This window comes from Amycolatopsis methanolica 239 (genome assembly GCF_000739085.1).
GTDB lineage: Bacteria > Actinomycetota > Actinomycetes > Mycobacteriales > Pseudonocardiaceae > Amycolatopsis_E > Amycolatopsis_E methanolica.
Genome location: NZ_CP009110.1, coordinates 4,767,916 through 4,790,852, shown reverse-complemented (window position 1 = coordinate 4,790,852; position 22,937 = coordinate 4,767,916). Strand labels below are relative to the sequence as shown.

The following is a 22,937-nucleotide window of genomic DNA, read 5'->3' as shown; positions in this document are numbered from 1 at the left end:
GTCGAATCGTTAATACTTCCGTTCCAGAGATAAGCGCGGAGCCTGCAGTACGCGTGCCCAGCGAAGCCCTCGGCCGAGTTCGTGCGCCCGGGGCGGCACAGTCGGCCAGACCGAGCCGCAACCGTGGCGTCGTCTGCCCCTTGGTGCCAGAAGTGAGGATGGGAAGAGATGTCGGACTTCAAGGACCTGGTGCGTTCGGCTTGGGACGCAGCCTGGAACCAAGGTGACTCCGACGCCTTGGACGAGATCGTCCACGCCGACTACGAGTTGGAGAACGCCGGGCTGGGGCGAACCTCGGGGCTGGCCGAGCTCAAGCGCCAGGTTTGCGACATGCGGACTTCGATCCCGGACCTGCGAACGACGGTGGACAAGATCGTGGTGGACGGGGATGACTTCGCGCTTTTCTGGTCGGCAACCGGTACGTTCATGAACGCGTTCGGCGACGTCCCCCCGACGAGGCGTGCGCTCCACACCCGAGGCGCCGTTCAGGGAACCCTGCGCGATGGCCGGATCATCCGTGAGCGCGTGACGTGGGATCCGTCGGTGGACATGCTGTCCGACCTGGGAGTACCTGGCCTAGGGTCGGCGCTCGATGTACCTGCGTCGCCCAATGGCGCGGGCCAGGCGGTGGAGATGCCCAGCATCGAGGATCTCAAGGAGTTCAACCGGAAGTTCGTCACCGGTGTGACTGTGGTGACGACCATGGACTCCGCAGATCGACCCCGCGGACTAGCCGTGAGCGCTTACATGCCCATCTCGCTGGACCCGCCACTGGTGGCCTTGTGCGTGCAGAAGACATCCTCGACCTACCCGTCGCTCTTCGAATCCAAGCACCTCGGCATCAACATCATCGCCAACACACAGCGTGCGGTCATCGACAGATTCGCGTCCAAGTCGGACGACAAGTTCGCCGGACTCGACTGGCACGCCGGACCGGAGGGTTCCCCGCTGATCCGCGGGGCGGCCGCATCGATCGAGGCAGAGATCAAAGAACGCTTCCGCGCAAAAACTCATGTTCTGATCGTTGCGCAAGTCACCTACCTGGAGGTTTCCAGCTCGGATCCGATGGTCTACAAGGCTGGGAAGTTCTACGACGGCGCCACGCTGGAGGAGATCTAGCTGTGCTACTCACCGTGACCTGACAGGGCGACCCAGAATTCGGTTGACACTGGGGCCCGGGTGTTTTCAGGCCGTCGGTTGCGGACGTGTAAATGGTCTCGAACTCGACCGGGGTTTTAGTTTTCCCAGGGCGCGATCCAGCGCACGATCGGCGACCGCAGTTCCTTACGGGCGACTCCATGGGGCGTTGTCGCCGCGCAATCCGCCCCGGCCCGTGCATCCTCGCCGTATGGGTCGCGCGGTGCGCCGTCGCAGCGCGGCAACCGCAAGTGAGGCCTGCATGTGCGAGCCGATGGAGTAACCGGCGGTCTTGTTGGAGTGGCAGTCCTTGATCGCGCAGAGATCGAGTTTTCCTCGCTCTTCAGTTCTCCGTGATATCAGTGAGCCACTTGATAGCGGTGCGCAGCCGTGAAATCGTTGCGCACCGGGCCGGCGGGTGCCGACGGTCGGGCCTTGTGGGGAGGCCCTTCGTCCTGGCGCGCGCAGCGAGAAGATCTGTTGCGTCGAACAGACACGGCACGCCTGGTTGTCACCCTGATCGGGGTGCCGGCCACGGCCAGGTTCAATCCTCCCGGCAAATTTAACTCAGCCAAATATGCCGCCGCCGTGCGCAGCACCTCGTTCTCGCGTTCGAACCAGCCCCTGTGTGCGGGTGATGTTCGTGGCGCGCCGGTCGCGTCCGCCGCGGCCTGCAGTCGGCTGAGCGCCACGTCCCGCCACCCGCAATTCTTGTCAGACGGCCCTGGTCAGCGTTCGGAAAGCGGGCCTGTGGACTCCCGGATCTTCAGCGAGACCGGTGACGGAGGGGGAGGGGTCGGATCGGCGCCCTCGACCATGCCGAGCAGCAGCTTGGTGGCCTGAATCCCCATCTCCCGAGCGGGCTGCCGGACGGTGGTGAGAGCCGGGGTGAGGAGGGATGCGAACGGCAGGTCATCGAAGCCGACCACCGAGACGTCCTCGGGCACCCGCAGGCCAGCGCGGCGACAGTAGGACAAGGCCCCAATTGCCATGAGGTCGTTCGCGCAGATCAAAGCAGTCGGGCGATCTTTCGCCGGGCGGCTCAGGATCTCGGCCGCCAGCTGCTCGCCCGACGACATCCGGTAGTCTCCTGCGAGCACCGGGATGCCGTCGGGATCCAGTCCGGCCGCGGCGATGGCCTCGCGGTAGCCCGAGAGGCGCTGCTCGGCTGTCCAGAGTTCGAGCGGACCGCCGAGGATGGCTAGGCGCTCGTGCCCGAGCGAGGTGAGGTGGGCGGCGATCTCCCTCGCGCCCCGGCGGTTCTGCGAGACCACAGACGGCAGGTTGAATCCAGGGAGCTTTTCATCGACGAGGACCACAGGGCCGACCCGGGTCAACTCGACCAGAGCATCCATTCGCGTCTCTGATCCGGAGAGGTAGATGAGCCCGTCGAGGCGCTGACTGCGTAGCAGCCTGCTGTTCCAGGACTCGCCGCCACCGGTCGCCTCCGGTGTGCAGAACACCACCAGGACGTCTCTTTCGGACGCGGCTTGCTCCACTCCCTCGGCAATCAGCGCGAAGTACTGGTTCACAAGGTCTGGGACAACGAGACCTACTGTAGCCACGCTGTGTCGCTTGAGGTTGCGAGCAGACTCGTTGGGCGTGTAACCCAGCGCGCGGACAGCCTCCAGTACCCGTGCACGCCGATCGGCCGCCACGGGCCCGCTGTCGTTGACCACGTAACTCACCGTGCTGACCGCGACTCCTGCCCGCTCAGCAACGTCCTTCATCGTGGGCCTGCGCGTCGGCATGGCTCCCGAATTCCGGGCCAAGGTCACCCCCACGTGTCGTCTGCGGCACTTCGTTCACGTCGCGAACGGTAACCATAGCCGATGCCAGCTCAGCTCAGGGATAGAACGCTTTCCAGTACTCCTGCTGCAGCGCTGGCTTCGCCTGGCGCGCGGCGCCTGGATCCTTCGGTCTCTGTGCGTTCGCCGCTTCACGCGCTGGGTTCGGGTGGCGGCGGTTGCGGTGACCTGGGGTAGCACGCCGCGCCGGACTTGAGGGACGTGCCCAGCGACGGCCGCGCGGGGATCCGCGGTACGGGGTGATGGGGCGGAGGTCTCCAACATCCACGGCCACGGCATCTTCGAGCGCGATCGAGGGCTCGACCGCCGTCAGGTGCCCTTGGCCGGGCAGAGCAGGGCCTACCCTGGCCCCTTCCGGCCGATTGAAACTCACCGTTTACAGAGCCGAGCCACCGCTGCTACAGTCCCGTTGCTAGAAAGGTTTCTACCCGCTGGTTCGACGATCTGAACAGCGAGGCAGTGGTCGCAGACCGCATGCTTCGCCGTCATTGTAGAATCGTTAATGGTGTGCTGGCGACTGCTGGCGACTAGTCCAGTCGCGGTGCGACCGAGAGGAAGGACAAAGATGTCCCTGGGCGATCAGTTCGACAACATCATCGTCAACACCGACAACTACAAGCACTGCCACTACTCGCTGTACCCGCCAGGTACCGAGTACATCTCGTCCTACATCGAGTCTCGTGGCGGCCAGTTCCCCGTCACGATGTTCGTCGGCCTTCAAGCCTTCATCCGGGACTACCTCATGCGCCCCGTGACGGTTGAGGACGTCGATGAGGCCGAGTACCTCATGCGCGAGCAGGGGATGCACTTCAACCGTGACAACTGGATGAACCTCATCAACGATCACGGCGGCTACCTGCCCGTCGAGATCGAGGCGATCCCCGAGGGCACCGTGGTGCCCACCAACAACGTGCTCGTGCAGCTCATCAACACTGACCCGAAGTATTACTGGGTGACCAGTTTCTTCGAGACCGCCCTGCTGAGGGCGGTGTGGTATCCGACCACGATCGGCACACTGAGCTGGCTGTGCAAGCAGGTGATCCGCACCGCCCTGGAGCGCACTTCCGACAACCCGGGAGCGCTCCGGCACATGCTTCACGACTACGGCGCTCGGGGGGTCAGCTCGCAGCAGTCCGCCGCACTGGGTGGCATGGCGCACTTGGTGAACTTCAGCCAGAGCGACACCACCCCGGGCATCCTTGCCGCCAAGCGCTGGTACAACGCCGTGGCTCCGTCGAACTCCGGCCCCAACTCCGAACACGCCGGCTTCACCGCCTGGGGCCGGGCCTTCGAGGTCGACGCGATCCGAAACATGCTCGAGACCTACCGCGACTACGGCTTCGCGCTGGTCTTGACCGACACCTACGACCACGAGCACTGCGTCAAGAAGATCCTCGGCGGTGAACTGAAGGAACTGATCCGGAACTTCCCCGGCATGGTGGGCGCGCGCCCCGACTCCGGCGACGTCGTCCAGGTCACCTCCGACACCATCGAGTGGCTCATGGATGCCTTCGGCTACGAAGTCAACAGCAAGGGCTTCAAGATCCTCCCTCCGTTCATCCGGGTGGTACAGGGCGACGGCGTCACCGGCGAGAGCCTCCGGGAGATCTTCATTGAGATGGAGCGCCGCGGCCTGGCGGCCGACAACGCCGTCTTCGGCATGGGTGGCGGTCTCCTCCAGCACGTCAATCGCGACACCAACAACTTCGCACAGAAGGCAAACGCCGTTTGCGTCAACGGTGAGTGGCGCGACATCGCCAAGCAGCCCACCGGGGCGAGCTTCAAGAGGTCCAAGGCCGGGCGCCTTGCTCTCATCCTGGAGGACGGTGAGTACAAGACCGTACCGCGCGACTCCGTCAGCCCAGAGCAGAACCTGCTCAAGCCAGTCTTCCGCAACGGAAAGCTGCTGAAGAAGTGGGACTTCTCCGAAGTGATCGCTGCCAGTGAGGCGCCGGTGCCGCAGGAGTGGTACGGCGATTACATCGCGCCAATGCTTACCGAACCCGCACCGGCACCGGTCGGCGCGGCCGTCAACTGAAACACTCACCCGCGGGGCACTCATGAGGCAGTCCACGGCATCGTGGTCGTCCCGATGCCGTGGACTGCCGCGCCGAGCGCCCGGCTTAGCCCTACGGTCCCCTTGGATGTCAGCGAACAAGAGTTGAGGAAACGCGATGGCAATGAAGTTCTGGGTTACGGCGCCGTTTTTTTATCCGGACATGACCCGGTCCTGGTCCGAGGTTTTGGACAGCATGCTCAGGATCGTCGATGCCGCTGAGGAGTACGGCTTCGAGGGGATCACGATCAACGAGAACCAGTTCCAGAACTACGTAGCTAATCCCTCGGCGATGATGTTTGCGGCGGTCGCGGCTCAGCGGACCAAGCGGCTGCGGATCGTCCCCGGTGTGGTCGTCCTGCCGGCTTACAACCCGCTCCTGGTCGCTTCCGAGATGAGCATGCTGGATCATCTCGCGCCCGGTCGGATCGGCATCGGCGTGGCACGCGGTGGGAGCAGGTTCCAGCTCGATCGGCTCGGGGTGAAGCCTGAGAACCAGCGGGCAATGTACGAAGAAGGGCTGGAGATCGTCCGTCGTCTCTTCGCCGAGGATGACGTGTCGCATGACGGCCAGTTCTATTCGTTCCCGCCGACGACCCTGGTCCCCAAGCCGGTGACGAAGCCGCATCCGGAGATCTGGGTCGCATCGCAGAGCAACGACGGTGTCCGCCGGGTCGCCCAGCAGGGCCTGAACTTGATCACGGCGCCGAACTACGGCAACTTCGAGCCCTACGGCGACCTTGAGGAGCTCATCGGGAGTTACAACGACGAGATCGAAAAGACCGGGAATCCTCGCGGCGAGGTCATGGTGCTCCGCCACACCTGGGTCGGTCGTACCGAGGAAGAGGCGCTGGAGTACTTCGATGACGTCGTGAACGAGTACAACTACTACATGGCCCTGGTCAAGGGCCCCGGCACGGTCGATACGAAGGAAGAGCGGCTCGCTACTCGCGATGTCGGCGAGAGCCGTGACTACGTGCACCGCGGGAACATGACACCCGAGCAGCATTCCTTCTCCAAGGACAACCTGCTGGAGAAGTACGCCGACCCGGTGTTGACCACCCCCGACCGCATGATCGAGCGGTTCAAGTCGTACGAAAAGATCGGAGTGGACCACCTGGCGTGCCTTATCGCAGTTGGTCAGCCCACCGACGCGATCGTCAAGAACATGAAGATGATGGCTGAAGAGGTCTTTCCCGCGTTCGCGGACTAGCACCCCCGGGTGTCCAAGTGCGCCAGAGCGAGGCCGGCCGTGGCGTCCACCCGTCAACCGCCGTGAAGGCTCAGAATTCGATGCCCGCAGAGGAGAACAACAAGGTGATTTACGAGGTTCGTGAGTACCTCCCGGCGGCGGGTCGTTTCCAAGATGTCGTCGACCTGTTCACGTCAGTGGTGGTGCCGCTGTTCAGGAAACACGGGATGGAGATGACGCAGGTGGGTTGCACCACCATCGGTGACAACTCCTTCAACGAGCTCGTCTACACGATGCGGTTCGCCGACCTCGCTGAGCTGGAGCGCAAGTGGGGGACGTTCCTCGCGGACCCTGATTGGGCATCAGCACTGGCCAGCCGTGAGGAGAACGGTCCGCTGTACCAGGCCATCCGGCGGCGGGTGGTCGACTCCAAGCCGTTCGAGGGGGTTCTGGATCACGCTGTGTGACGAAGAGTCACCGGTCCTTGAGTCCAGTTCCTCGACCGCGGGCCCGCGCCCACTGCGGACTGGGCGCGATCCGATGAAGGGCCGGGTCGGCATTTGACGACAACCACGAGCTCTGCGGTAGCCGACCAGTTGGAGGCGAAGCATTTCCGATGACAACCAAGACGACCAGCGTGCCGATCTCGAAACCGGGGCAGTTCTACATTGACGGGCAGTGGGTCGATCCCTCGACGACTCACACGATCGAGGTGATCGAAGCGGCGACGGAGGAGTTGTTCTTCACTGTCGCCGCGGCCGAAGCGGCGGATGTCGCGAGGGCGGTGGGAGCGGCGCGGCGTGCCTTCGACGACGGCCCGTGGCCACGAATGCCGCCGAGCCGGCGGGCGGAGTTCCTGCGCGCCATCGCTCAGGCTGCAGCCCAGCGCTGCGATGACCTGGTCCAGTTGTGGCCCCGTGAGACGGGGGTCATCGCCCGTATAGCGCCGGCCGTCCTGGAGGAGGTCCCGGCGGCGTTCAACTACTACGCTGATCTCGCCGATCGGTATCCGTTCGAGCAGGAGGTGCCGACCAGCTCAGGCGAAGGCTTCGGGATGATCGTCGCCGAGCCCGTAGGCGTCGTGGGGGCGATCATTCCGTGGAACACTCCGATGCACCTGGCCGCCTGGAAACTGGCGCCCGCGCTGCTCGCCGGGTGCACGGTGATCGTCAAGGCGTCACCGGAGGCGCCGGGCGCTGCGTATGTCATCGCGGAGATCGCTGAACAGGTTGGCCTCCCTCCCGGTGTGGTGAACGTGCTCACGGCCGACAGGGAGGCCTCTGAAGCGTTGGTGACCGATCACCGCGTGGACAAGATCACCTTCACCGGGTCCACAGCGGTCGGGAAGAGGATCGCCGGGCTCATGGCGGAGCGCATCGGGCGGTACACCCTCGAGCTGGGAGGCAAATCGGCGGCGGTCGTCCTCGACGACATGGACATCGCCGAGGCGGCCGACAGCCTGACCGGGGGCGCGTGCTTTGTCTCCGGCCAGATCTGTGCGTCCCTCACCCGGATTATCGTGCCTCGCCATCGGCACGACGAGATGGTCGAGGCGCTCGCCGAGCGCTTCGCCCGGGTCAAGGTGGGGGACCCGTTCGACCCCAGCGTTCAGATGGGACCGCTGGCCTCTCGGCGACAGCGCGAGCGGGTTGAGGACTACGTCCGGATCGGCAAGGACGAAGGGGCTACCCTGGCGTTCGGTGGTAACCGCCCCAAGGACCTCGACCGGGGCTGGTTCATCGAGCCGACTGTCTTCGGGAATGTGGACAACTCCTCCCGCATCGCCCAAGAGGAGATCTTCGGGCCGGTGATCTCCGTCATCGCCGCTGCTGACGAGGAAGACGCGATCCGGATCGCCAACGATTCCGTGTTCGGTCTCAATGCTTCGGTGTTCACACACGACGCGGACCGTGCTCGCGAGGTGGCCAGGTGCCTGCGCGCAGGAACAGTGGGGCAGAACGGAAACCGGGCGGACTTCGGGATCGGCTTCGGTGGCTTCAAGCAGTCTGGTGTCGGCCGAGAGGGCGGCGTCGCCGGTCTTCTGCCGTACCTCGAAAACAAGACCGTAGTGCTCGATCAGAAGCCGCGGTTCTCCTCGTCCGAAGGGCAGCGCTGAAGGTGAACACATCCGCTGAGACGAGCGCGGCGGGATGCCTCCATGTCTTCGACATGGACGGCACCCTCCTGCGGAGCACCGCCACGATCGAGCTGGCTCGCCAGATGGGCCAGCTCGAGGCCGGGCAGGAAATCGAGAAGGCGTGGGGCGAGGGAACGATCTCCGACACCGACTTCTGGTTGAAGCTCCTCGACATCTGCAAGGACGCATCCCCTGCCGACTTCGACGACGCCTTTCGGAATTCGCCTTGGATGGACGGCGTCGCCGAAACCTTCGAGGACATTCGATCTCGCGGTGAGGACGTGATCGTGATCTCCCAGTCGCCGACGTTCTTCGTCCGCGGGCTGGAGGTTTGGGGCGCCAACGAGACCTACGGCTCGGCCGTTGAGTTGGGCAGTCCGCTCAAGAGCTCAGCCACGCTGTTGCCGGAGGCGAAGGTGGCAATCACCCAGTCGGCTCTCGCTGCTCGCAACCTGAGCCCCGATGAGTGCGTGGTCTACGGGGACTCATCCAGCGACGTGGCGCTGTTCACGACTTACCCGCACTCGGTCGCGGTGAACCCGACGCCCGTCTTGGCGCCCCTGGCCGCGAAGACCTACCTCGGGAGCGACATTCGCGAGGCGCACGCGATGGGCCGCCAGCTCATCGCCACATCAACCAGAAACCAGTTCGCGCAAGGGAGTTCAAGCTGATGAGCACGATCGGGTCGCCGGTCAGGGTTCTGTTCGTGGGGGAGTCGTGGGTGAAGCACACGATCCACATGAAGGGCTTCGACCAGTTCCACTCGACCGAGTACGAGGAGGGCGCGGGCTTTTTCCTCGGTTGCCTGGATGACGCCGGGTTCGATGTCACCTACGTCCGGGGCCATGAGATCACCTTGCGGTTCCCCCGCTCGCCGGAGGAGCTCGACGAGTTCGACGTAGTCGTCATCTCTGACATCGGATCCAACTCCTTCCTGCTGCCGGATGAAACGTTCTTGCGATCGGAGAGGTCGCCGAACCGGCTCGGTCTGGTTGCGGATTACGTCAAGCGAGGTGGCGGACTGGTCATGGTCGGGGGATATCTTTCCTTCACCGGGATCGATGGCAAGGGCCGCTTCGGCATGAGTCCGCTCGCCGACCCACTGCCCGTGGCCATGCTCCCGTACGACGACCGTGTCGAGAGGTCGGAGGGGGTCGAGGTGGAGGTCTGCCAGCCAGATCACCCGGTCCTGGGTGGTACGCCGACGGAGTGGCCCCACCTTCTCGGCTACAACAAACTCATCGCAAAGCCCGACGCCACGGTCGTGGCGCGGGTGGGTGAGGACCCGATGTTGGTCGTGGGCACGCACGGTGACGGCAGGACCGCCGCGTTTGCCTCCGATCTCGCCCCACACTGGGCACCTCAGGAGTTCCTGGACTGGCCGCACTACGGTGAGATGTGGACGGCGATGCTCTCGTGGACCGCACGGGCGCAGGAAGCACCGGTGCTCGCGGACAAGGTGTCGTGAGCTTGAGCGACGGTGCGCAGTCGGCCGGATCAGCCATGAGCGGGCGACTCCTCGTCGTCGGTGCGCTGAATGTCGACATGGTCGTCGCCGCCGACAGGCTTCCCGGACCAGGGGAGACCGTGGTGGGGACGAGCTTGCAGCGTCACGGCGGCGGGAAGGGCGGCAACTCCGCTGTCGCGGCGGCGCGCTCAGGTGCCGATGTCCGCTACGTCGGCGCCGTGGGGCCTGACGAATTCGGAGTGGCGGCTTTGACCGAGCTGCGTGCCGAAGGGGTCGACGTCGACGATGTGGTGATCAAGGAGGGGTCCACTACTGGAGCTGCGCTCATTGTCGTGGATCCCTCCGGGGAGAACCAGATCGCCGTGGCTGCCGGCGCAAATGCGGCGGTGAGCGCCCGGGATGTGAGGGCTGCGATCGACCGAGCGAGCGGGTGGCCAGGGTGTGTTCTGGTCAGTACGGAGATCTCTGTCACGGCAATCGCCACCGCAGTCGAGGCCGCGACCGCACAGGGGTGGCTGTGTGTGCTCAACCCGGCCCCTGTCGTCCCCGGAATCCAGGAGCTTCTCGAGTTCGCCCCGATCATCACCCCGAACCAGGGCGAGCTGCGAGACCTCTACCGTCTGCTTGGTGAGCCCGGAGACCCGCCGGTGGAGACAATGGCGGCCGCGGTGGCATCCCGCACGGGAGCGCCGGTGGTGGTCACGCTGGGCGCCGACGGCGTGCTGTTGTGTGGTGCGGACGGACTCAGCACCCGGATCCCGGCTGGGTCGGCACGTCGAGTGGTCGATACCACCGGCGCTGGGGACACCTTCAACGGTGTGTTTGCCGCCAGCTTGGCAGCGGGAACGGACGTCGCCGGCGCGGCGCGGCGTGGCGTGGCTGCTGCGGGGTTGTCGGTTGAGTCGGCGGGCGCGCGCACGGGCATGCCGAGTGCGGCAGCGATCGATGCCGTCTTGGTGACCGTCGAAAGCAATGCAGGCACGTGATGGTGGGCCAACCCGCAGCTTCTCCCCATTTTTTCTGACCGAAGTCGAAAGGTTTCTACGTCGTGAATCTGGCCACTGACAGGGAAAGGTCGGATGCGCCCTCAGGCATCCGTAGTCCGCACCGGCAGAGTGGTGAGCTCATGAACGCGTCGTTGCAGCCAAATTGGGGCAGGCGGCTGATGGTGTTCTCCGGCCGGTCCAACGCGCCATTGGCGGGTGCCATCGCCGAGCTTCTGCAGATCGAGCTTGGCAAGGTGACCCTGAAGACGTTCTCCAGTGGAGAGGTCTACAGCAGGTTCGAAGAATCAATCCGTGGAGCGGATGTCTTCATCGTTCAGCCGATGTGCGCGAACCCGGAGACGGGCGTCAATGCGAACGACTCGCTTCTGGAGCTCCTGGTGATGGTGGACGCCGCCGTCGGTGCGAGCGCACACCGCGTGATCGCTGTGACTCCGTGGTATGGCTACTCGCGGCAGGACAAGAAGTCGGCTCCGCGCGAGCCGATCTCGGCACGCATGGTGGCTCGTGCACTTGAGGCGACAGGTGTTGACCGTGTGCTGACGATGGACCTGCACGCCGGCCAGTTGCAGGGGTTCTTCGGCATCCCGGTCGATCACATGACGGCCGTGGGCATTCTCAGTGACTACTTCGCAGGCCTCGATGACGACCTGGTGATCGTCGCTCCGGACTCGGGCCGGGTGAAGCTCAACAAGCAGTTCGCCACCCAGATCGGGGCCGGCCTGGCCATCCTGGACAAGGAGCGGCCCCAGCAGCAGGTAGCCGAGATCACCACCGTCATCGGTGATGTCCGCGGGAAGACCGCCATCGTGATCGACGACATCATCGACACTGCGGGCACGCTGTGTGCGGCAGGAGAGGCGCTCAAGCACGCGGGTGCTCGACGAGTGCTCGCCGCGGCGACCCACGGGGTCTTCAGCGGGCCCGCGTATGAACGTCTTGCTGCGTCGGCTTTCGAGGAAGTCGTCGTCACCGACACGATCCCGCTCCGTGCGGGTGCCCCCGGCAAGATCAAGGTGCTTTCGTGCGCCCCGTTGCTGGCGGACTCGATCAGCAGTATCTTCACCGACGACTCCGTGAGCGCTGTTTTCGGCGGAAAGAACCACACCTTTTAGGGGATAGTAATGTCAGATCCAGCGCGCTTCCCGGCGTCGTGATGACTCCCGGCGACATCGCCATCGAAGGCGGCTTGGTGTGGACGGGACCGGGGCAGCATCACAGTGATGGACTCGTTCACATCCAAGCGGGCACGGTGGCCTACGCAGGGCCGCGGAAAGAGGGCAGGGTCCCCCCCGGGACTCCCCGGCTCGACGCTGCGGGTTGCACTGTCCTGCCCGGCCTGATCGATGCCCACGTCCACCTGACGACCAACTCCGATTACCACAACGTGATTGCGAGCGATGTCTTCCGCGGACAGGTGAGCAAGCGGGCCAAGCTGTTGCACGGCCTGCGCAACGCCCATCGGGCGCTCGCCGCCGGATTCACGACGCTGCGGGTGATGGGACACCGCGGCGCAGGAGAGACCGAGCTTCGCGATTTCATCGATGCGGGCTTGGCGGCCGGACCTCGTCTGGTGGTCGCTCCGTGGTGGATCACCATGACCAACGGTCACGGCGATCTGTTCTACCCTCCGTACACACCACGGGAACGGTGGGACACGGCAGATGGCATCGAGGAGTGCCGCAAGCTCGTGCGCCTCCAGGCCCGTGCTGGTGCGGACTTCATCAAGGTGATGGCCAGCGGTGGGATGTCGAAGGGCGAACAGCCGAGCTGGCCCAACTACAGCATCGCTGAGCTGGCCACCATCGTCGAGACTGCTCACGAGCTCGACCTACGGGTCGCAGCGCACGCACTGTCGGCCGAAGGCATCCGGCGCAGCCTCGCGGCAGGTGTCGACTCCATCGAGCACGGTTCGTATCTCGACGAGGAGATGGCGATCGAGATGGCCGAGCGCGGGACCTTCCTCGTCCCCACCATGTCCTTCAACGACTGGTGTCAACGGGAGGGGACGCTCCGAGGTCTGACCGCTCAAGGGGTGGCGGACCTCAGCGAAGCACACGACCGCACGCTGCAGGCGTTCAGCCTGGCACGCGAGGCCGGCGTCAACGTGGTGATGGGCACCGACTCCTCGGGCACGCTGTGCCCGTTCGGCGCGCACGCTCGCGAGCTCGAGCTGTACGTCCGCCACGGCATGTCCGCGGACGAAGCGATCACCACCGCGACGACGAACGCGGCGTCGCTGCTGGACCGCCCGGATCTTGGCTCCCTGCGGACCGGCGCCGTGGGCGATGTCGTCGTAGTCGAGGGAAACGTGCTCACCGACATCGGTCGGCTGTCCCGGCCCTCCAACATCAGGCACGTCGTGCGCGCCGGGCGCGAGCTCAGCGGGTATCTGCGAGCCGTGTCGGAGGCGCTCGACCTCCAGGAACCGGAGCACCCGACCCTGGCCGAGGGTTCCTGACCGGACGACCACCACAACTCACCGACAACGGTGCCCGCGAGACGGAGGTGCCGGCCAGCCCGGCACGGACGACCTGGCGCGTTGTAACCACGAAAGAAGGAGAAAGAGAGCAATGGCTCACATCGAAGCATCGTTCTTCAAGAGTCGTTTCGACGACGAGACGTTCAGCGCGAAGATGGTCGAGGCGCTGACGCAGGCAGTCGGCTCCGTCCTCGGGGAGGACGCGGCGAACGACACAGCCGTCGTCCTCCACGGTATCGAGCCCTCGCACTGGGGCTACCGCGGCAAGTTGCTGGGGTGACCGAGCAGCGACCCCGCTGACAGAGGGGCCGGCGACGGGTGCCGGCCGACGACATGCACGTCGGCCGGCACCGAGCCCTGTGGGCACGTCCGAGAGCTTCGACGGTGTCTCGCTCTTGTCTTCCACGGAAGCACGTTTCGTGAGCTGGTGATGTGAATGTCCTTGACGCCGTAAGCGGCCCCGTCCTGGGCCGCATTGCTTTCAGGAGCGTCGCGGCTGATGACTCGCTGTCCCGCTGATGCCGACTGACTGAAGGAGAACGCCGTGCACGGAACGGGCGCGGTCGAGGCGGCCATAGCCGATTTCGCCGCCGGGCGACCGGTGATCGTGGTCGACGATGAAGATCGCGAGAACGAGGGCGACCTGGTCTTCGCCGCCCAGTTCGCCACCGCCGAGCTGGTCGCTTTCACCGTCCGCCACACATCCGGATACATTTGCGTGTCGCTGACGGAGGAGGATGCGGACCGTCTCGACCTGCCGCCGATGGTCCACACCAACGAGGATCCGCGGGGGACGGCCTACGCGGTCACGGTCGACGCGAAGCACGGGATTTCGACTGGGATCTCGGCGAGCGACCGTGCGCGAACTATTCGCAGCCTGGCTGATCCGGCGTCCAGCAGCGACGACTTCAGCCGGCCCGGTCACGTCGTCCCGTTGCGCGCCAGACGCGGCGGGGTGTTGCGCCGGGCGGGGCACACCGAGGCGGCCGTCGACCTGGCGGTGCTCGCGGGTCTCGCCCCCGTAGCCGTGCTGTGCGAGATCACCAGTGAGGACAACCCGGTTGAGATGGCCCGCGGCCCAGAGCTGCGGCGCTTCGCGGAAGAACACGACCTGAGGATGATCTCGATCGCCGAGTTGATCGCCTATCGGTGGCGCGTCGAGAAGCTGGTCGAACGCGTTGCCTCGGCCCGTATCCCTTTGATGGCGGGACAGTTCACCGCGATCGGCTATTCGTCCCTCCACGACGAGCGTGCGCATATCGCATTCGTCTGCGGCGACTTGTCCGATGGTGAGGACGTACTTGTCCGCGTGCATTCCGAGTGCCTCACCGGTGACGTCTTCCGGTCGTTGCGCTGCGACTGCGCTCCCCACCTGGATGCCGCCCTGTCGGCCGTGGCGCGGGAGGGCCGAGGTGTCGTGCTGTACATGCGGGGCCATGAGGGACGGGGGAGAGGGCTGCTGCACAAGCTGCGGGCCTACCAGCTGCAGGAGCTGGGCGCGGACACCGCCGACGCCGATCTGGAGCTCGGCCTGCCCGCGGACTCCCGAGACTACGGCACCGGGGCACAGATTCTCAGCGACCTCGGGATCCGTTCTGTTCGCCTGCTGACCAACAATCTCGCCACACGCGTGGGGCTCGAAGCCTACGGACTGACGGTGCGCAGTCAGGTGCCGCTGCCGGTGCGGGCGGCCCCCGAGAACATCCGTTATCTGGGGGTCAAGCGGGATCGGGTGGGGCACGACCCGAAGCTGCTCCTCGACGATGGCAGAATCGCCCAGTGACCGGAGGGCTGCGTCGCCGGTGCCTCCGCCCTGGGCTCAATACTGCAACGGCACTAGGAACCAGGTGGAGCGTGTTCACTTCATCCTTGGCCTGGGGGGTTGATCATGTTCCCTCCGGTGTCGATGGGGTGATCCACGGTGGCTCTGCCCGTTGACGTCGCGCTGCGCACCGATCTGCGGGTGTGCCGCCGCCGGGGCTGGATCGGGTTGACCGGTATGAGCCGCCGGTCTGCGGTGTCTTCTGGACCATGTTGCGGCTGATGCCGTAGTAGCGGCACGTCGCGGCCACATTGCCGCTGACCTCCTCAGCATGACGAAGCACAGCAGCCAGACGCCGGTTCGCGCGCCTGACCAGGTCCTTCTCACTCCACACTCGCTCAGCCATGAGCTCCCTTCCTAGATCAGGAGCCCAGACTGTCAACAACCTCTGTCAGTTTTAGACCTAGCGGGCGGGCTGCGCGTACAAGCTCTTGCCACCGCAGACGTAGAGCACCTGACCAGTGATCGACCGACACATGGGTTCCGCGAAGAACCGGGCGGCCCAGGCGACGTCCCGCGGATCGCCCAGCGTTCCCATGGGCTGAGCCTGGAGCAGGCGTTCCATCACCTCGGGCGGCTCCGCCTGCAGCAGGGGGGTGTCGATCAGCCCCGGGGCCAGGCAGTTCACGGTGATGCCGTACTTCGCCAGCTCGATCGCCAGCGACCGGGTCGCCGAGACCACCGCTCCTTTGGACGAGGAGTAGGCGAGCTGCCCGAACCAACCGAGCCAGGCGCGCGAAGCGATGTTGATGATTCGCCCGGTGCGCCGGGCGACCATGCTGATCGCGGCGGCCTGCGAGCAGAGGAACACGCCAGTCTGGTTGATGGCGATCGTGCGCTGCCACTCCTCGTCGGAGATCCGGCGCACGCCCCGGTCGATGCTGATGCCGGCGTTGTTCACCAGGATGTCCACCGGTCCCAGCGTCGCCTCGGTCTCGTGGAAGAGGGCTTCCACCTTCGCCCGGTCGGCGACGTCGACCTGGATCCCCACCGCGGTGCCACCAGCGTGGGAGATACAGGTGGCGGCCTCTTCGGCACGGTCCTTCGCGATGTCGGCGATGACGACCTTGGCGCCGGCTGAGACGAACTCTTCGGCGATCGCGAACCCGATTCCGCTCGCGGCGCCGGTGACAACAGCGACCTGACCGTCAAGGCTCATGGTGGTGTCCTCCTTCATCGGGTCCACTTCAGACGGACAGACTGGAGAGCAGGCTCGCGCCACCGCAGCAGTGCAGGACCTGGCCGGTGATGTATCCGCTCCGGTCGTCGAGGAAGAATCCGACCGTGCGGGCGATGTCCTCCATCGTGACCGGTTCCGGTGTGAGAGCCGCGGGTTCCCGCAGGTGCGTGCCCACCGGGTCGCCCCCCTCACGGAGCGGACTGCCTTCCGGTGGCAGGGCCGACACCGCGTTGACGGTGATGCCGGCCTGCCCCAGCTGGAGGGCGAGGCTGCGCGTGGCGGAGACGAGCGCACCGGACGCCGCGGCGATGTGCGGCCGGTCTGGCCAGCCCAGGCCGTCGCGGCAAGTCACGGCGACGATCCTCGCGCCACCGTCCACACGAGCTCGCAACCGGGGACGGACCTGCTCGACCGCCTCGAAGAACTCGTCGACGACGGCTCTCTGTCGCACTGGCCGGTCCGAGGTGAACAGATCGGGTACATGGACCAGCCCGGTGACCGGCTTGTCCGCCAGGCCGGCGCTGATCTCCCACCCGGACGACTCCAGCCGGGCCGTGATCGCCGTTCGCACCGCCGTGTCCGGCCCGGCGACCAGGGCGACCGGCCGGTTCCTCGGTGTGTCGATCATCGTGGTCCTCCCGGTCAGGCCGTGGTCAGGATGTGCACCGCGCAGGCGCCGTTATCTACGCCGAAGATGCCGCCGCCGGTGACGTGGGTCAGCGCGACCTCGGCGCCCGGCACCTGGAGCTCGCCGGCCTGCCCGGTCAGCTGCCAGTACGCCTCACAGATCTGGGTGGTACCGGACGCCCCGACGGGGTGTCCGCGGGACAGCAGGCCACCGCTGGGGCTTACCGCCACCCGGCCGTTGCGGTCGAACTCCCCGGCAGCCACGGCCTTCGCCGCCTGTCCGCGGTCGGCGAGGCCAAGTGCCTCGGAGTGCAGCAGCTCCGCGATGCTGAACGCGTCATGCAGCTCGACCAGGTCGAGATCGGCCGGACCGAGACCGGCCATGTCATAGGCGGCCCGCGCAGTGCGCTCGGTGATGTCGGGCCATGTCATGTCGCGGTAGGACGTGTGGAACCGCCCGGACCGCACCGCGCTGGCTCGCATTCGAACCGCCGGGGTGCTCAACTCCTGGGCAACCTCCTTCGAGCACAGCAGTGCGGCCGCGGCGCCGTCGCTGTTCGGGCAGCAGTGCAGCAGGTGCAGCGGATCGGCGACCGGGCGGGACTGGGCCACGTCCTCGGCCGTGACCTCCTTCTGAAAGTGGGCCCGCGGGTTCGCCGCCCCGTTGCGCCGGTTCTTCATCGACACCCGGGTCAGGTCATCGGCGGTGGCGCCGAAGTCGTGGATATACCGCTGGGCACGCATGGCATAAGCCGCCGGCATGACCATGCCCTGGTCGATCTCGATGTCGGCGGTGGTCAGCGGCAAGGTGCCGCCGCCGAAGGCCGACAGGTTCTCCGCGCCGAACACGATGGCGGCGTCGGCGGTCCCGGCAGCCACCGCCTGCCAGCCGAGATGCACGGCGGAAGCACCGCTGGCGCAGGCGTTCTCCACGGTGTACACCGGTTGACCGGACACCCCGACGCGCTGCAGGACGCGCTGCGCCAGCAGCGAACCGCCGTAGACCGAGCCGCCGAAGCCGATGTCGATCCGCTCGGGTGGCACACCCGTCTGCGCGACCAGATCGCGCACCGCCCGGTAGCCGAGTTCCGCCGCGCTGAGCTCGCGGTACTTGCCGAACGGGTGAACGGCGGCCCCTGCCACGAAAACCGGCCTCATCGGGCACCTCCCTGGGTTTCGGCAACGAGGTAAGACGAGAATTCGCCGTCGGAGTCGGTTCCGATCGGGCCGACCCTCAGCGCTACGGGTGTCCCGGGTGCGAGTGCCTCGTCCGCGTCCACATGCGCCAGGACCCGTACGCCGCTCACGTCGACATAGGCCAGCACGTACGGGGGCTGGAAGGCCGGCGGGCCGATGCGCACCACCGTAGAGGCGTAGGCAACACCTTGGGTGGCGCTGAGGGTGTCCTCGACCTCGGTGGAGGCGCAGGACGAACACACGTCGCGTGGCGGGAACCAGGTGCTGTCGCAGCGGGCGCACCGGGTGATCTTCAGAGCCGTGCGGTCATCGTTGTCGCGGATCCATTGGCCGCCGACCATGCGGGGGCCGGTGTGTTCTGTCGTTGTCATTCCCGTTTCTCCTCAGCGGCCTCGGTATTCGGGGGTGCGCCGTTCGGCGAACGCGGTGCGGCCCTCGACGCGGTCATCGGTGTCGCGCAGCAGGCCCCACAGCAGCTGCTCGAGCTCGACCGACCTGCTCAACGGCAGATCGTCGGTGCGCAGAGCCAGGGTCTTGATGCTCTTGACCGCGAGCGGGCCGTTGGCCGCGATCCGGTTCGCGACCTGCAACGCGCGCTCGAGCAGTTCGCCGGCCGGCACGACCTCGCTGACCAGGCCGACCCGATGCGCTTCGGCCGCATCGATGCGGTCGCCGGTCAGGATCATCTTCATCGCCACCGCACGGGGCACGGCCCGTAGCAGTTTGGAGACACCACCCACCGCGGGCACGCTTGCCCACCGCGGTTCCGGCAGACCGAACGTGGCGTTCTCACTGGCGATGCGCAAGTCGCAGTCGAGTGCGATCTCGGTGCCGCCACCGAGGGCGTGGCCGTTGACCGCGGCGATGAGCGGCTTGTTGATCTTCAGGTCGCTGATGGTCATGGCCCGGACGTAGAGTCCTTCGTCGAGACTGCGCTCGTAGGCGTCGAAATAGGCCTCGGCGAAGGACGTGTCCGGGGGAAGCGTCTTCTTCAGGTCCGCGCCCGTGCAGAACGCGCGTTCGCCGGTCCCGGTCAGGATCGCCACGAGCAGCTCGGGGTCGTCACGGAACTCCCGCAGCCGGTCGTTGAGATCACGCATCGAGCCGGGATCCAGGGCGTTCAGCGCCTCGGGCCGGTCCATCCGGATGATCAGGATGCGTTCCCGGCGTTCGGTTTCGATGGCCATGGTCAGCCCACGACTCCTTCCCGGGCCAGTTCGGAATAGGTCTTGTCGTCCATGCCGAGCAGTCGGGTGCACACATCGTGGCTGTCCGCACCGAGCAGCGGCGCCGGGGCGCGCAACCGGCCCGAGGTGCGCGACATCCGGTAGGGGATGCCGTCGTAGACGCTCGGCCCCATCACAGGGTGGTCGAGCCACACCCAGTGCTCGCGCGCGGCGAGCTGTGGGTCATGGTTGAGCACCCCGTCCGCGTCGCGCACGGGCGCCGCGGGCACTCCCGCGCTCGTGAGGGCCGTGGCGAGGTCGTCAGCATCCCACGCCTTCGTCTCGGCGGCGATCAGCTCGTCGAGTTCGCGGCGCCGCTCACGACGGTCCAGGGCCTGGGCGAGGTCTCCGAGGGCGGCCCACGGTGGCGCATTCAGGACGGCGACCAGTGCGTGCCACTGGGCGTCGTCGAACACGCCGATGGCACACCAGGTGTCGTCGCCGCTGCACGGGTACACGCCGTGGGGCGCCGCGACCGGGTCGTCGTTGCCGCTCCGTTCGGGGTGTGCACCGGCTGCTCCCGCCACGATCGCGGGCCCGATCGCATTGACCGTGGATTCCAGCTGTGCCAGCTCGATGTACTCACCGCGTCCGGTGCGCCGCCTGTTGCGCAGCGCCGCCAGCACTGCGACCGCGGCGTGCAACGGGTTCGGTACGTGGTCCGGGTAGTTGGTTCCGGTGCCGACCGGTGGGCGGTCGCGATAGCCGGAGAGTCCGAGCAACCCCCCGGCTGCGGCGATCGTGAGCCCGTAACCGCGGAAGTCGCGGTACGGTCCCTCGGTGCCCTGCATGGGCATCTCGAGGTAGATGATGTCGGGCCGGATCGCGCGCACGGTTTCGTAGTCCAGCCCCAGCCGCTTCATGGTGCCCGGCGTGAAGTTGTTCGCGACGACGTCGCTACGCACGATAAGGTCCAGAGCGATCCGCCGCCCGGCCGGGTGCTTGAGGTCGAGACAGATGGAGCGCTTGCTGGAGTTGCGGTTCGCGAAGTACCCGCTGCGGTCCACGCCCGGCCGGCCATCCCGGAACGGAGCCATGGAGCGGATCGGGTCGGTGCGGGTGCGGGACTCGATCTTGATGACATCCGCGCCGTGGTCGGCCAGGGGTTTGGTGAGGAACGGGCCGGCGCCGACCCAGGTGAAATCGGCGACCCGGACACCTTCCAGCGGTAGTCCCGTCGTCATGCGGTGATCCCTTCGTCTGTACCGGAACGGTCCGGAGTGGACCGTGGGCCGACGCGCGAACCGGCGAACCGGTACGGCGGACCGGGGAAGACCAGGTCGCGGCCGTCCACGGTCACCTCACGGAAGAAGCCCCGCTCGGTCAGCTGTGGGTTGGCCAGCAGGTCCGCGGGCGTGGCCACCGGCGCGATGCTGATGCCGCGCCGCTGACCGTCCTCATAGAGCTCGTCCTTCGTCCGGTGGACTGCGAAGCGTTCGAACATTGACCGGAACTCGGTGGCGGCGTCGGGGCTGCGCCGCCAGGAACGCTCCCCCCAGCGCTCGTCGCGCAGTGCCTCCGCTTCGGTGATCCCGTTGTCCAGCAACCACTCCGTGATCGCGGACCACGCGAGGGGGCGGCCGCCGAGACCACCGACGAGGTAGATCCATCCGTCGGCACAACGAAACAGGCCGGTTCCCGCCTCCAGGGGCCCTGAACCGGCGCGGTTGCGCAGAACGCCTTCGAGGTCCAGGCACTGCACGGCGTTCTCCAGCGAGTGCGCCACGGCTTCCTGAGCGGAGAGGTCGACAACCTGTCCGCGACCGGTGGCTTCCAACGTGAGCAGCGCGAGCAGCGCCGCGACGGCGGCGTGGGCACCGGCGATGACCGTGGACTGCTCGCCCCACGGCCGGACGGGTTCCCGGTCCGGATCACCGGCCAGGGCAAGAAGGCCCCCGGCGGCCAGCAGTGTCAGATCACTGGCCGGACGGTCGGCGTACGGGCCGGTCAGGCCGTACGGGCTGACCGACACGTGCACCAGCCCGAGATGCCGCCGCACAACGTCCTCGGGGTGCAGGTCACGTGCTCGCAACGCGGCCGGTCCCTCACTCGTCAGCAGGATCTGCGCGGTCCCGAGGAGGTCTTCCAGGCCAGCGCGGCCAGCGGTCACGCGCGCCTTGCCGGCTTCGGTGAAGACGCCGGGGCGCGGGAGGCGATCACCGTCGAGGTCCACGCGAACGACATCGGCACCCAGGTCGCTGAGGAGCCGCCCCGTGTAAGCACCCAGCGACGTCGTGAGGTCCACGACGCGGACCCCGTCGAGCGGACCGCGCTCGACGTCTTCTTCGTGCATGATCACCACCATCCGGTCAGAACGAGCAGTGCCCAGGTCACGACCGGCGCGACGAGGACCAGGCCGAACCCCCACACCATGAGCCGGCGGTACACCGTCTGCTGCGCCTGGGCGGGTGAGTTGGCGACGACGAGTGCGCCGTTGGTCGAGAACGGGCTGGTGTCCACGACCGACGCGGAGATCGAGAGCGCGGCGACGAGCCCGATGGCGCCGACCTGTCCCGAAACGAGCAGCGGCACAGCGAGCGGGATGAGCGCGCCGAGGATGCCGGTCGTGGACGCGAAGGCCGACACGATCGCGCCGATGAAGCAGATGACGAGCGCCGCGAGGGCCGGCACGGACACCGACGCGATGCCCTCGCCGAGGTAGGAGACTGTTCCGTGGTCCTCGAGCAGGCCAACGTAGGTGATGATCCCGCAGATGAGGAGCACAACCCCCCAGCTGACCTGGTTGAGCGCCTCCTTGGCGCTGCCCGGCGCGAACAGGGACAGCACCACGGCGACCGACAGAGCCAGCAAGCCGATGTCGACGCCGAAGCCAAGCGCTCCGACAACGAGGACGAGGAGACCGAGCACAGTGAGGATACGATCGCGGTTCAGGGTGATCAACGAGGTCGCGATCTTCGTCCGGACGGCAACCCCGCCGCCATCGGTGCCCCCGGTGCCGGGATCGACAGTCGGCCTGGCCTCGCGACGCGCTTCCCGGAGGAGGCGGAGGCCGCCAAACACGAAGAACACCACGACCGCCAGGACCAGGTTGAAGATCGCGTTGCTGAGGAAGAGAACGGCCGGGCTGGCGGGGATCCCGCTCCGGTCGACGATCCCGTTGGTGATCACGCCGAGGACACCGAGCGGGGAGAAGTTCCCCGCGGCGGATCCGTGCACGACCATCAGGCCCATCAGCAGGGGACTGATGCCGTAGCGCACGGCCAGCGCCAGGGAGATCGGTGTGATGATCGCGACGGCGGCGGGACTGAGCGCGCCGAGCGCCACCAGTGCGCCGCTGAGCGCGAACATCACCCAGGGAATGGCCGCGACGTTGCCACGGACGGCGCGGACCGACCACTGCACCAGCCAGTCGACCGTGCCGTTGTTCTTGGCCATGGCGAACAGGAAGGTGACACCGACCAGGATCACGAACATGTCGGCCGGAAAGCCGCCGAGCACGTTCTTGGCGCTGTCGCCGAACACCCAGGTGCCGACGAGGAAGGTCGCGACGAGCGCGAGCGCGCCGAGGTTGATCGACCGGAGCGTGCCGATCAGGAAGATCACCGCGAGCACGAGTATCGAGACGAGGTGGGGGGACATT

The 22,937-nt window shown here is 66.5% G+C and carries 21 protein-coding genes; 12 read left to right on the top strand and 9 right to left on the bottom strand.

From position 1 onward, the window contains the following. The first annotated feature begins 168 nt into the window (after window positions 1-168). Complete coding sequence (locus AMETH_RS23275) at window positions 169-1,119, top strand: flavin reductase (protein WP_017983568.1); 951 nt, start codon at window positions 169-171, stop codon at window positions 1,117-1,119. A 746-nt stretch (window positions 1,120-1,865) separates the two neighbouring features. Here AMETH_RS23275 and AMETH_RS23270 read toward each other — a convergent pair. Then, complete coding sequence (locus AMETH_RS23270; RefSeq protein ID WP_038533389.1) at window positions 1,866-2,867, bottom strand: LacI family DNA-binding transcriptional regulator; 1,002 nt, start codon at window positions 2,865-2,867, stop codon at window positions 1,866-1,868. A gap of 643 nt (window positions 2,868-3,510) precedes the next feature. Between AMETH_RS23270 and AMETH_RS23265 the strand changes: the two genes are divergently transcribed. The 11 genes from AMETH_RS23265 (at window position 3,511) to AMETH_RS23215 (ending at window position 15,067) form a co-directional block, all read left to right on the top strand. Beyond that, window positions 3,511-4,983 (top strand): nicotinate phosphoribosyltransferase, encoded by a 1,473-nt coding sequence (locus AMETH_RS23265; protein WP_017983566.1) that lies wholly within the window; start codon window positions 3,511-3,513, stop codon window positions 4,981-4,983. 136 nt (window positions 4,984-5,119) lie between these two features. Then, on the top strand, window positions 5,120-6,214 hold the full coding sequence (locus AMETH_RS23260) for an LLM class flavin-dependent oxidoreductase (protein WP_017983565.1): 1,095 nt from the start codon (window positions 5,120-5,122) through the stop codon (window positions 6,212-6,214). 17 nt (window positions 6,215-6,231) lie between these two features. Then, the gene (locus tag AMETH_RS23255; RefSeq protein WP_223842919.1) at window positions 6,232-6,660 is read left to right on the top strand and encodes an NIPSNAP family protein; all 429 of its coding nucleotides are present in this window, start codon (window positions 6,232-6,234) and stop codon (window positions 6,658-6,660) included. A 149-nt stretch (window positions 6,661-6,809) separates the two neighbouring features. Continuing rightward, entirely contained in the window at window positions 6,810-8,309 is a 1,500-nt protein-coding gene (locus AMETH_RS23250; RefSeq protein WP_017983563.1) for an aldehyde dehydrogenase, read from the top strand. A gap of 53 nt (window positions 8,310-8,362) precedes the next feature. Further along, a complete protein-coding gene (locus AMETH_RS23245; protein ID WP_017983562.1) occupies window positions 8,363-9,001 on the top strand; it encodes an HAD family hydrolase in 639 nt (212 codons plus the stop codon). Next, window positions 9,001-9,798 carry a glutamine amidotransferase gene (locus AMETH_RS23240; RefSeq protein ID WP_017983561.1) on the top strand — a complete coding sequence of 266 codons (798 nt, stop codon included), beginning with the start codon at window positions 9,001-9,003 and terminating at the stop codon, window positions 9,796-9,798. Before AMETH_RS23245 ends, AMETH_RS23240 begins: the two co-directional genes overlap by 1 nt. Then, window positions 9,795-10,784, top strand: coding sequence for a ribokinase (locus tag AMETH_RS23235; RefSeq protein ID WP_017983560.1), 990 nt, complete (start codon window positions 9,795-9,797; stop codon window positions 10,782-10,784). The genes AMETH_RS23240 and AMETH_RS23235 overlap by 4 nt, the downstream gene beginning before the upstream one ends. A gap of 140 nt (window positions 10,785-10,924) precedes the next feature. Next, a complete protein-coding gene (locus AMETH_RS23230) occupies window positions 10,925-11,917 on the top strand; it encodes a ribose-phosphate diphosphokinase (protein ID WP_017983559.1) in 993 nt (330 codons plus the stop codon). Window positions 11,918-11,958: 41 nt separating this feature from the next. Then, window positions 11,959-13,263 carry a metal-dependent hydrolase family protein gene (locus AMETH_RS23225; RefSeq protein ID WP_026153291.1) on the top strand — a complete coding sequence of 435 codons (1,305 nt, stop codon included), beginning with the start codon at window positions 11,959-11,961 and terminating at the stop codon, window positions 13,261-13,263. Window positions 13,264-13,375: 112 nt separating this feature from the next. Next, window positions 13,376-13,564 (top strand): tautomerase family protein, encoded by a 189-nt coding sequence (locus AMETH_RS23220; RefSeq protein WP_017983557.1) that lies wholly within the window; start codon window positions 13,376-13,378, stop codon window positions 13,562-13,564. A 264-nt stretch (window positions 13,565-13,828) separates the two neighbouring features. Further along, window positions 13,829-15,067, top strand: coding sequence for a bifunctional 3,4-dihydroxy-2-butanone-4-phosphate synthase/GTP cyclohydrolase II (locus AMETH_RS23215; RefSeq protein ID WP_017983556.1), 1,239 nt, complete (start codon window positions 13,829-13,831; stop codon window positions 15,065-15,067). Between the two features lie 442 nt (window positions 15,068-15,509). On the opposite strand, the gene AMETH_RS23210 is transcribed toward AMETH_RS23215, so the two are convergent. The 8 genes from AMETH_RS23210 to AMETH_RS23175 are packed head-to-tail and all read right to left on the bottom strand — an operon-like array spanning window position 15,510 to window position 22,936. After that, window positions 15,510-16,265 (bottom strand): SDR family NAD(P)-dependent oxidoreductase, encoded by a 756-nt coding sequence (locus AMETH_RS23210; protein WP_156131856.1) that lies wholly within the window; start codon window positions 16,263-16,265, stop codon window positions 15,510-15,512. Window positions 16,266-16,293: 28 nt separating this feature from the next. Next, window positions 16,294-16,914: an SDR family oxidoreductase gene (locus tag AMETH_RS36020; protein ID WP_017983554.1), complete on the bottom strand. Its 621-nt coding sequence runs from the start codon at window positions 16,912-16,914 to the stop codon at window positions 16,294-16,296. Window positions 16,915-16,928: 14 nt separating this feature from the next. Further along, complete coding sequence (locus tag AMETH_RS23200) at window positions 16,929-18,071, bottom strand: thiolase family protein (protein WP_017983553.1); 1,143 nt, start codon at window positions 18,069-18,071, stop codon at window positions 16,929-16,931. Further along, window positions 18,068-18,481, bottom strand: coding sequence for a Zn-ribbon domain-containing OB-fold protein (locus AMETH_RS23195; RefSeq protein ID WP_017983552.1), 414 nt, complete (start codon window positions 18,479-18,481; stop codon window positions 18,068-18,070). The genes AMETH_RS23200 and AMETH_RS23195 overlap by 4 nt, the downstream gene beginning before the upstream one ends. Window positions 18,482-18,493: 12 nt before the next feature. Then, window positions 18,494-19,297 (bottom strand): enoyl-CoA hydratase/isomerase family protein, encoded by an 804-nt coding sequence (locus AMETH_RS23190; RefSeq protein ID WP_017983551.1) that lies wholly within the window; start codon window positions 19,295-19,297, stop codon window positions 18,494-18,496. Window positions 19,298-19,299: 2 nt separating this feature from the next. Then, entirely contained in the window at window positions 19,300-20,520 is a 1,221-nt protein-coding gene (locus tag AMETH_RS23185) for a CaiB/BaiF CoA transferase family protein (RefSeq protein WP_017983550.1), read from the bottom strand. After that, complete coding sequence (locus AMETH_RS23180) at window positions 20,517-21,629, bottom strand: CoA transferase (RefSeq protein WP_157628487.1); 1,113 nt, start codon at window positions 21,627-21,629, stop codon at window positions 20,517-20,519. Before AMETH_RS23180 ends, AMETH_RS23185 begins: the two co-directional genes overlap by 4 nt. A 2-nt stretch (window positions 21,630-21,631) precedes the next feature. Then, window positions 21,632-22,936 (bottom strand): SLC13 family permease, encoded by a 1,305-nt coding sequence (locus AMETH_RS23175; RefSeq protein ID WP_026153290.1) that lies wholly within the window; start codon window positions 22,934-22,936, stop codon window positions 21,632-21,634. Between the last annotated feature and the right edge of the window lies 1 nt (window position 22,937).

Bases quoted from the DNA above. Each gene is read 5' to 3' on its own strand.
- AMETH_RS23225 (WP_026153291.1), top strand. From the start codon at position 11,959: ATGACTCCCGGCGACATCGCCATCGAAGGCGGCTTGGTGTGGACGGGA.
- AMETH_RS23175 (WP_026153290.1), bottom strand. From the start codon at position 22,936: ATGTCCCCCCACCTCGTCTCGATACTCGTGCTCGCGGTGATCTTCCTG.
- AMETH_RS23200 (WP_017983553.1), bottom strand. From the start codon at position 18,071: ATGAGGCCGGTTTTCGTGGCAGGGGCCGCCGTTCACCCGTTCGGCAAG.
- AMETH_RS23180 (WP_157628487.1), bottom strand. From the start codon at position 21,629: ATGCACGAAGAAGACGTCGAGCGCGGTCCGCTCGACGGGGTCCGCGTC.
- AMETH_RS23245 (WP_017983562.1), top strand. From the start codon at position 8,363: ATGGACGGCACCCTCCTGCGGAGCACCGCCACGATCGAGCTGGCTCGC.
- AMETH_RS23250 (WP_017983563.1), top strand. From the start codon at position 6,810: ATGACAACCAAGACGACCAGCGTGCCGATCTCGAAACCGGGGCAGTTC.
- AMETH_RS23240 (WP_017983561.1), top strand. From the start codon at position 9,001: ATGAGCACGATCGGGTCGCCGGTCAGGGTTCTGTTCGTGGGGGAGTCG.
- AMETH_RS23275 (WP_017983568.1), top strand. From the start codon at position 169: ATGTCGGACTTCAAGGACCTGGTGCGTTCGGCTTGGGACGCAGCCTGG.
- AMETH_RS23185 (WP_017983550.1), bottom strand. From the start codon at position 20,520: ATGACGACGGGACTACCGCTGGAAGGTGTCCGGGTCGCCGATTTCACC.
- AMETH_RS23265 (WP_017983566.1), top strand. From the start codon at position 3,511: ATGTCCCTGGGCGATCAGTTCGACAACATCATCGTCAACACCGACAAC.
- AMETH_RS23260 (WP_017983565.1), top strand. From the start codon at position 5,120: ATGGCAATGAAGTTCTGGGTTACGGCGCCGTTTTTTTATCCGGACATG.
- AMETH_RS23270 (WP_038533389.1), bottom strand. From the start codon at position 2,867: ATGAAGGACGTTGCTGAGCGGGCAGGAGTCGCGGTCAGCACGGTGAGT.
- AMETH_RS36020 (WP_017983554.1), bottom strand. From the start codon at position 16,914: ATGATCGACACACCGAGGAACCGGCCGGTCGCCCTGGTCGCCGGGCCG.
- AMETH_RS23190 (WP_017983551.1), bottom strand. From the start codon at position 19,297: ATGGCCATCGAAACCGAACGCCGGGAACGCATCCTGATCATCCGGATG.
- AMETH_RS23195 (WP_017983552.1), bottom strand. From the start codon at position 18,481: ATGACAACGACAGAACACACCGGCCCCCGCATGGTCGGCGGCCAATGG.
- AMETH_RS23220 (WP_017983557.1), top strand. From the start codon at position 13,376: ATGGCTCACATCGAAGCATCGTTCTTCAAGAGTCGTTTCGACGACGAG.
- AMETH_RS23230 (WP_017983559.1), top strand. From the start codon at position 10,925: ATGAACGCGTCGTTGCAGCCAAATTGGGGCAGGCGGCTGATGGTGTTC.
- AMETH_RS23210 (WP_156131856.1), bottom strand. From the start codon at position 16,265: ATGAGCCTTGACGGTCAGGTCGCTGTTGTCACCGGCGCCGCGAGCGGA.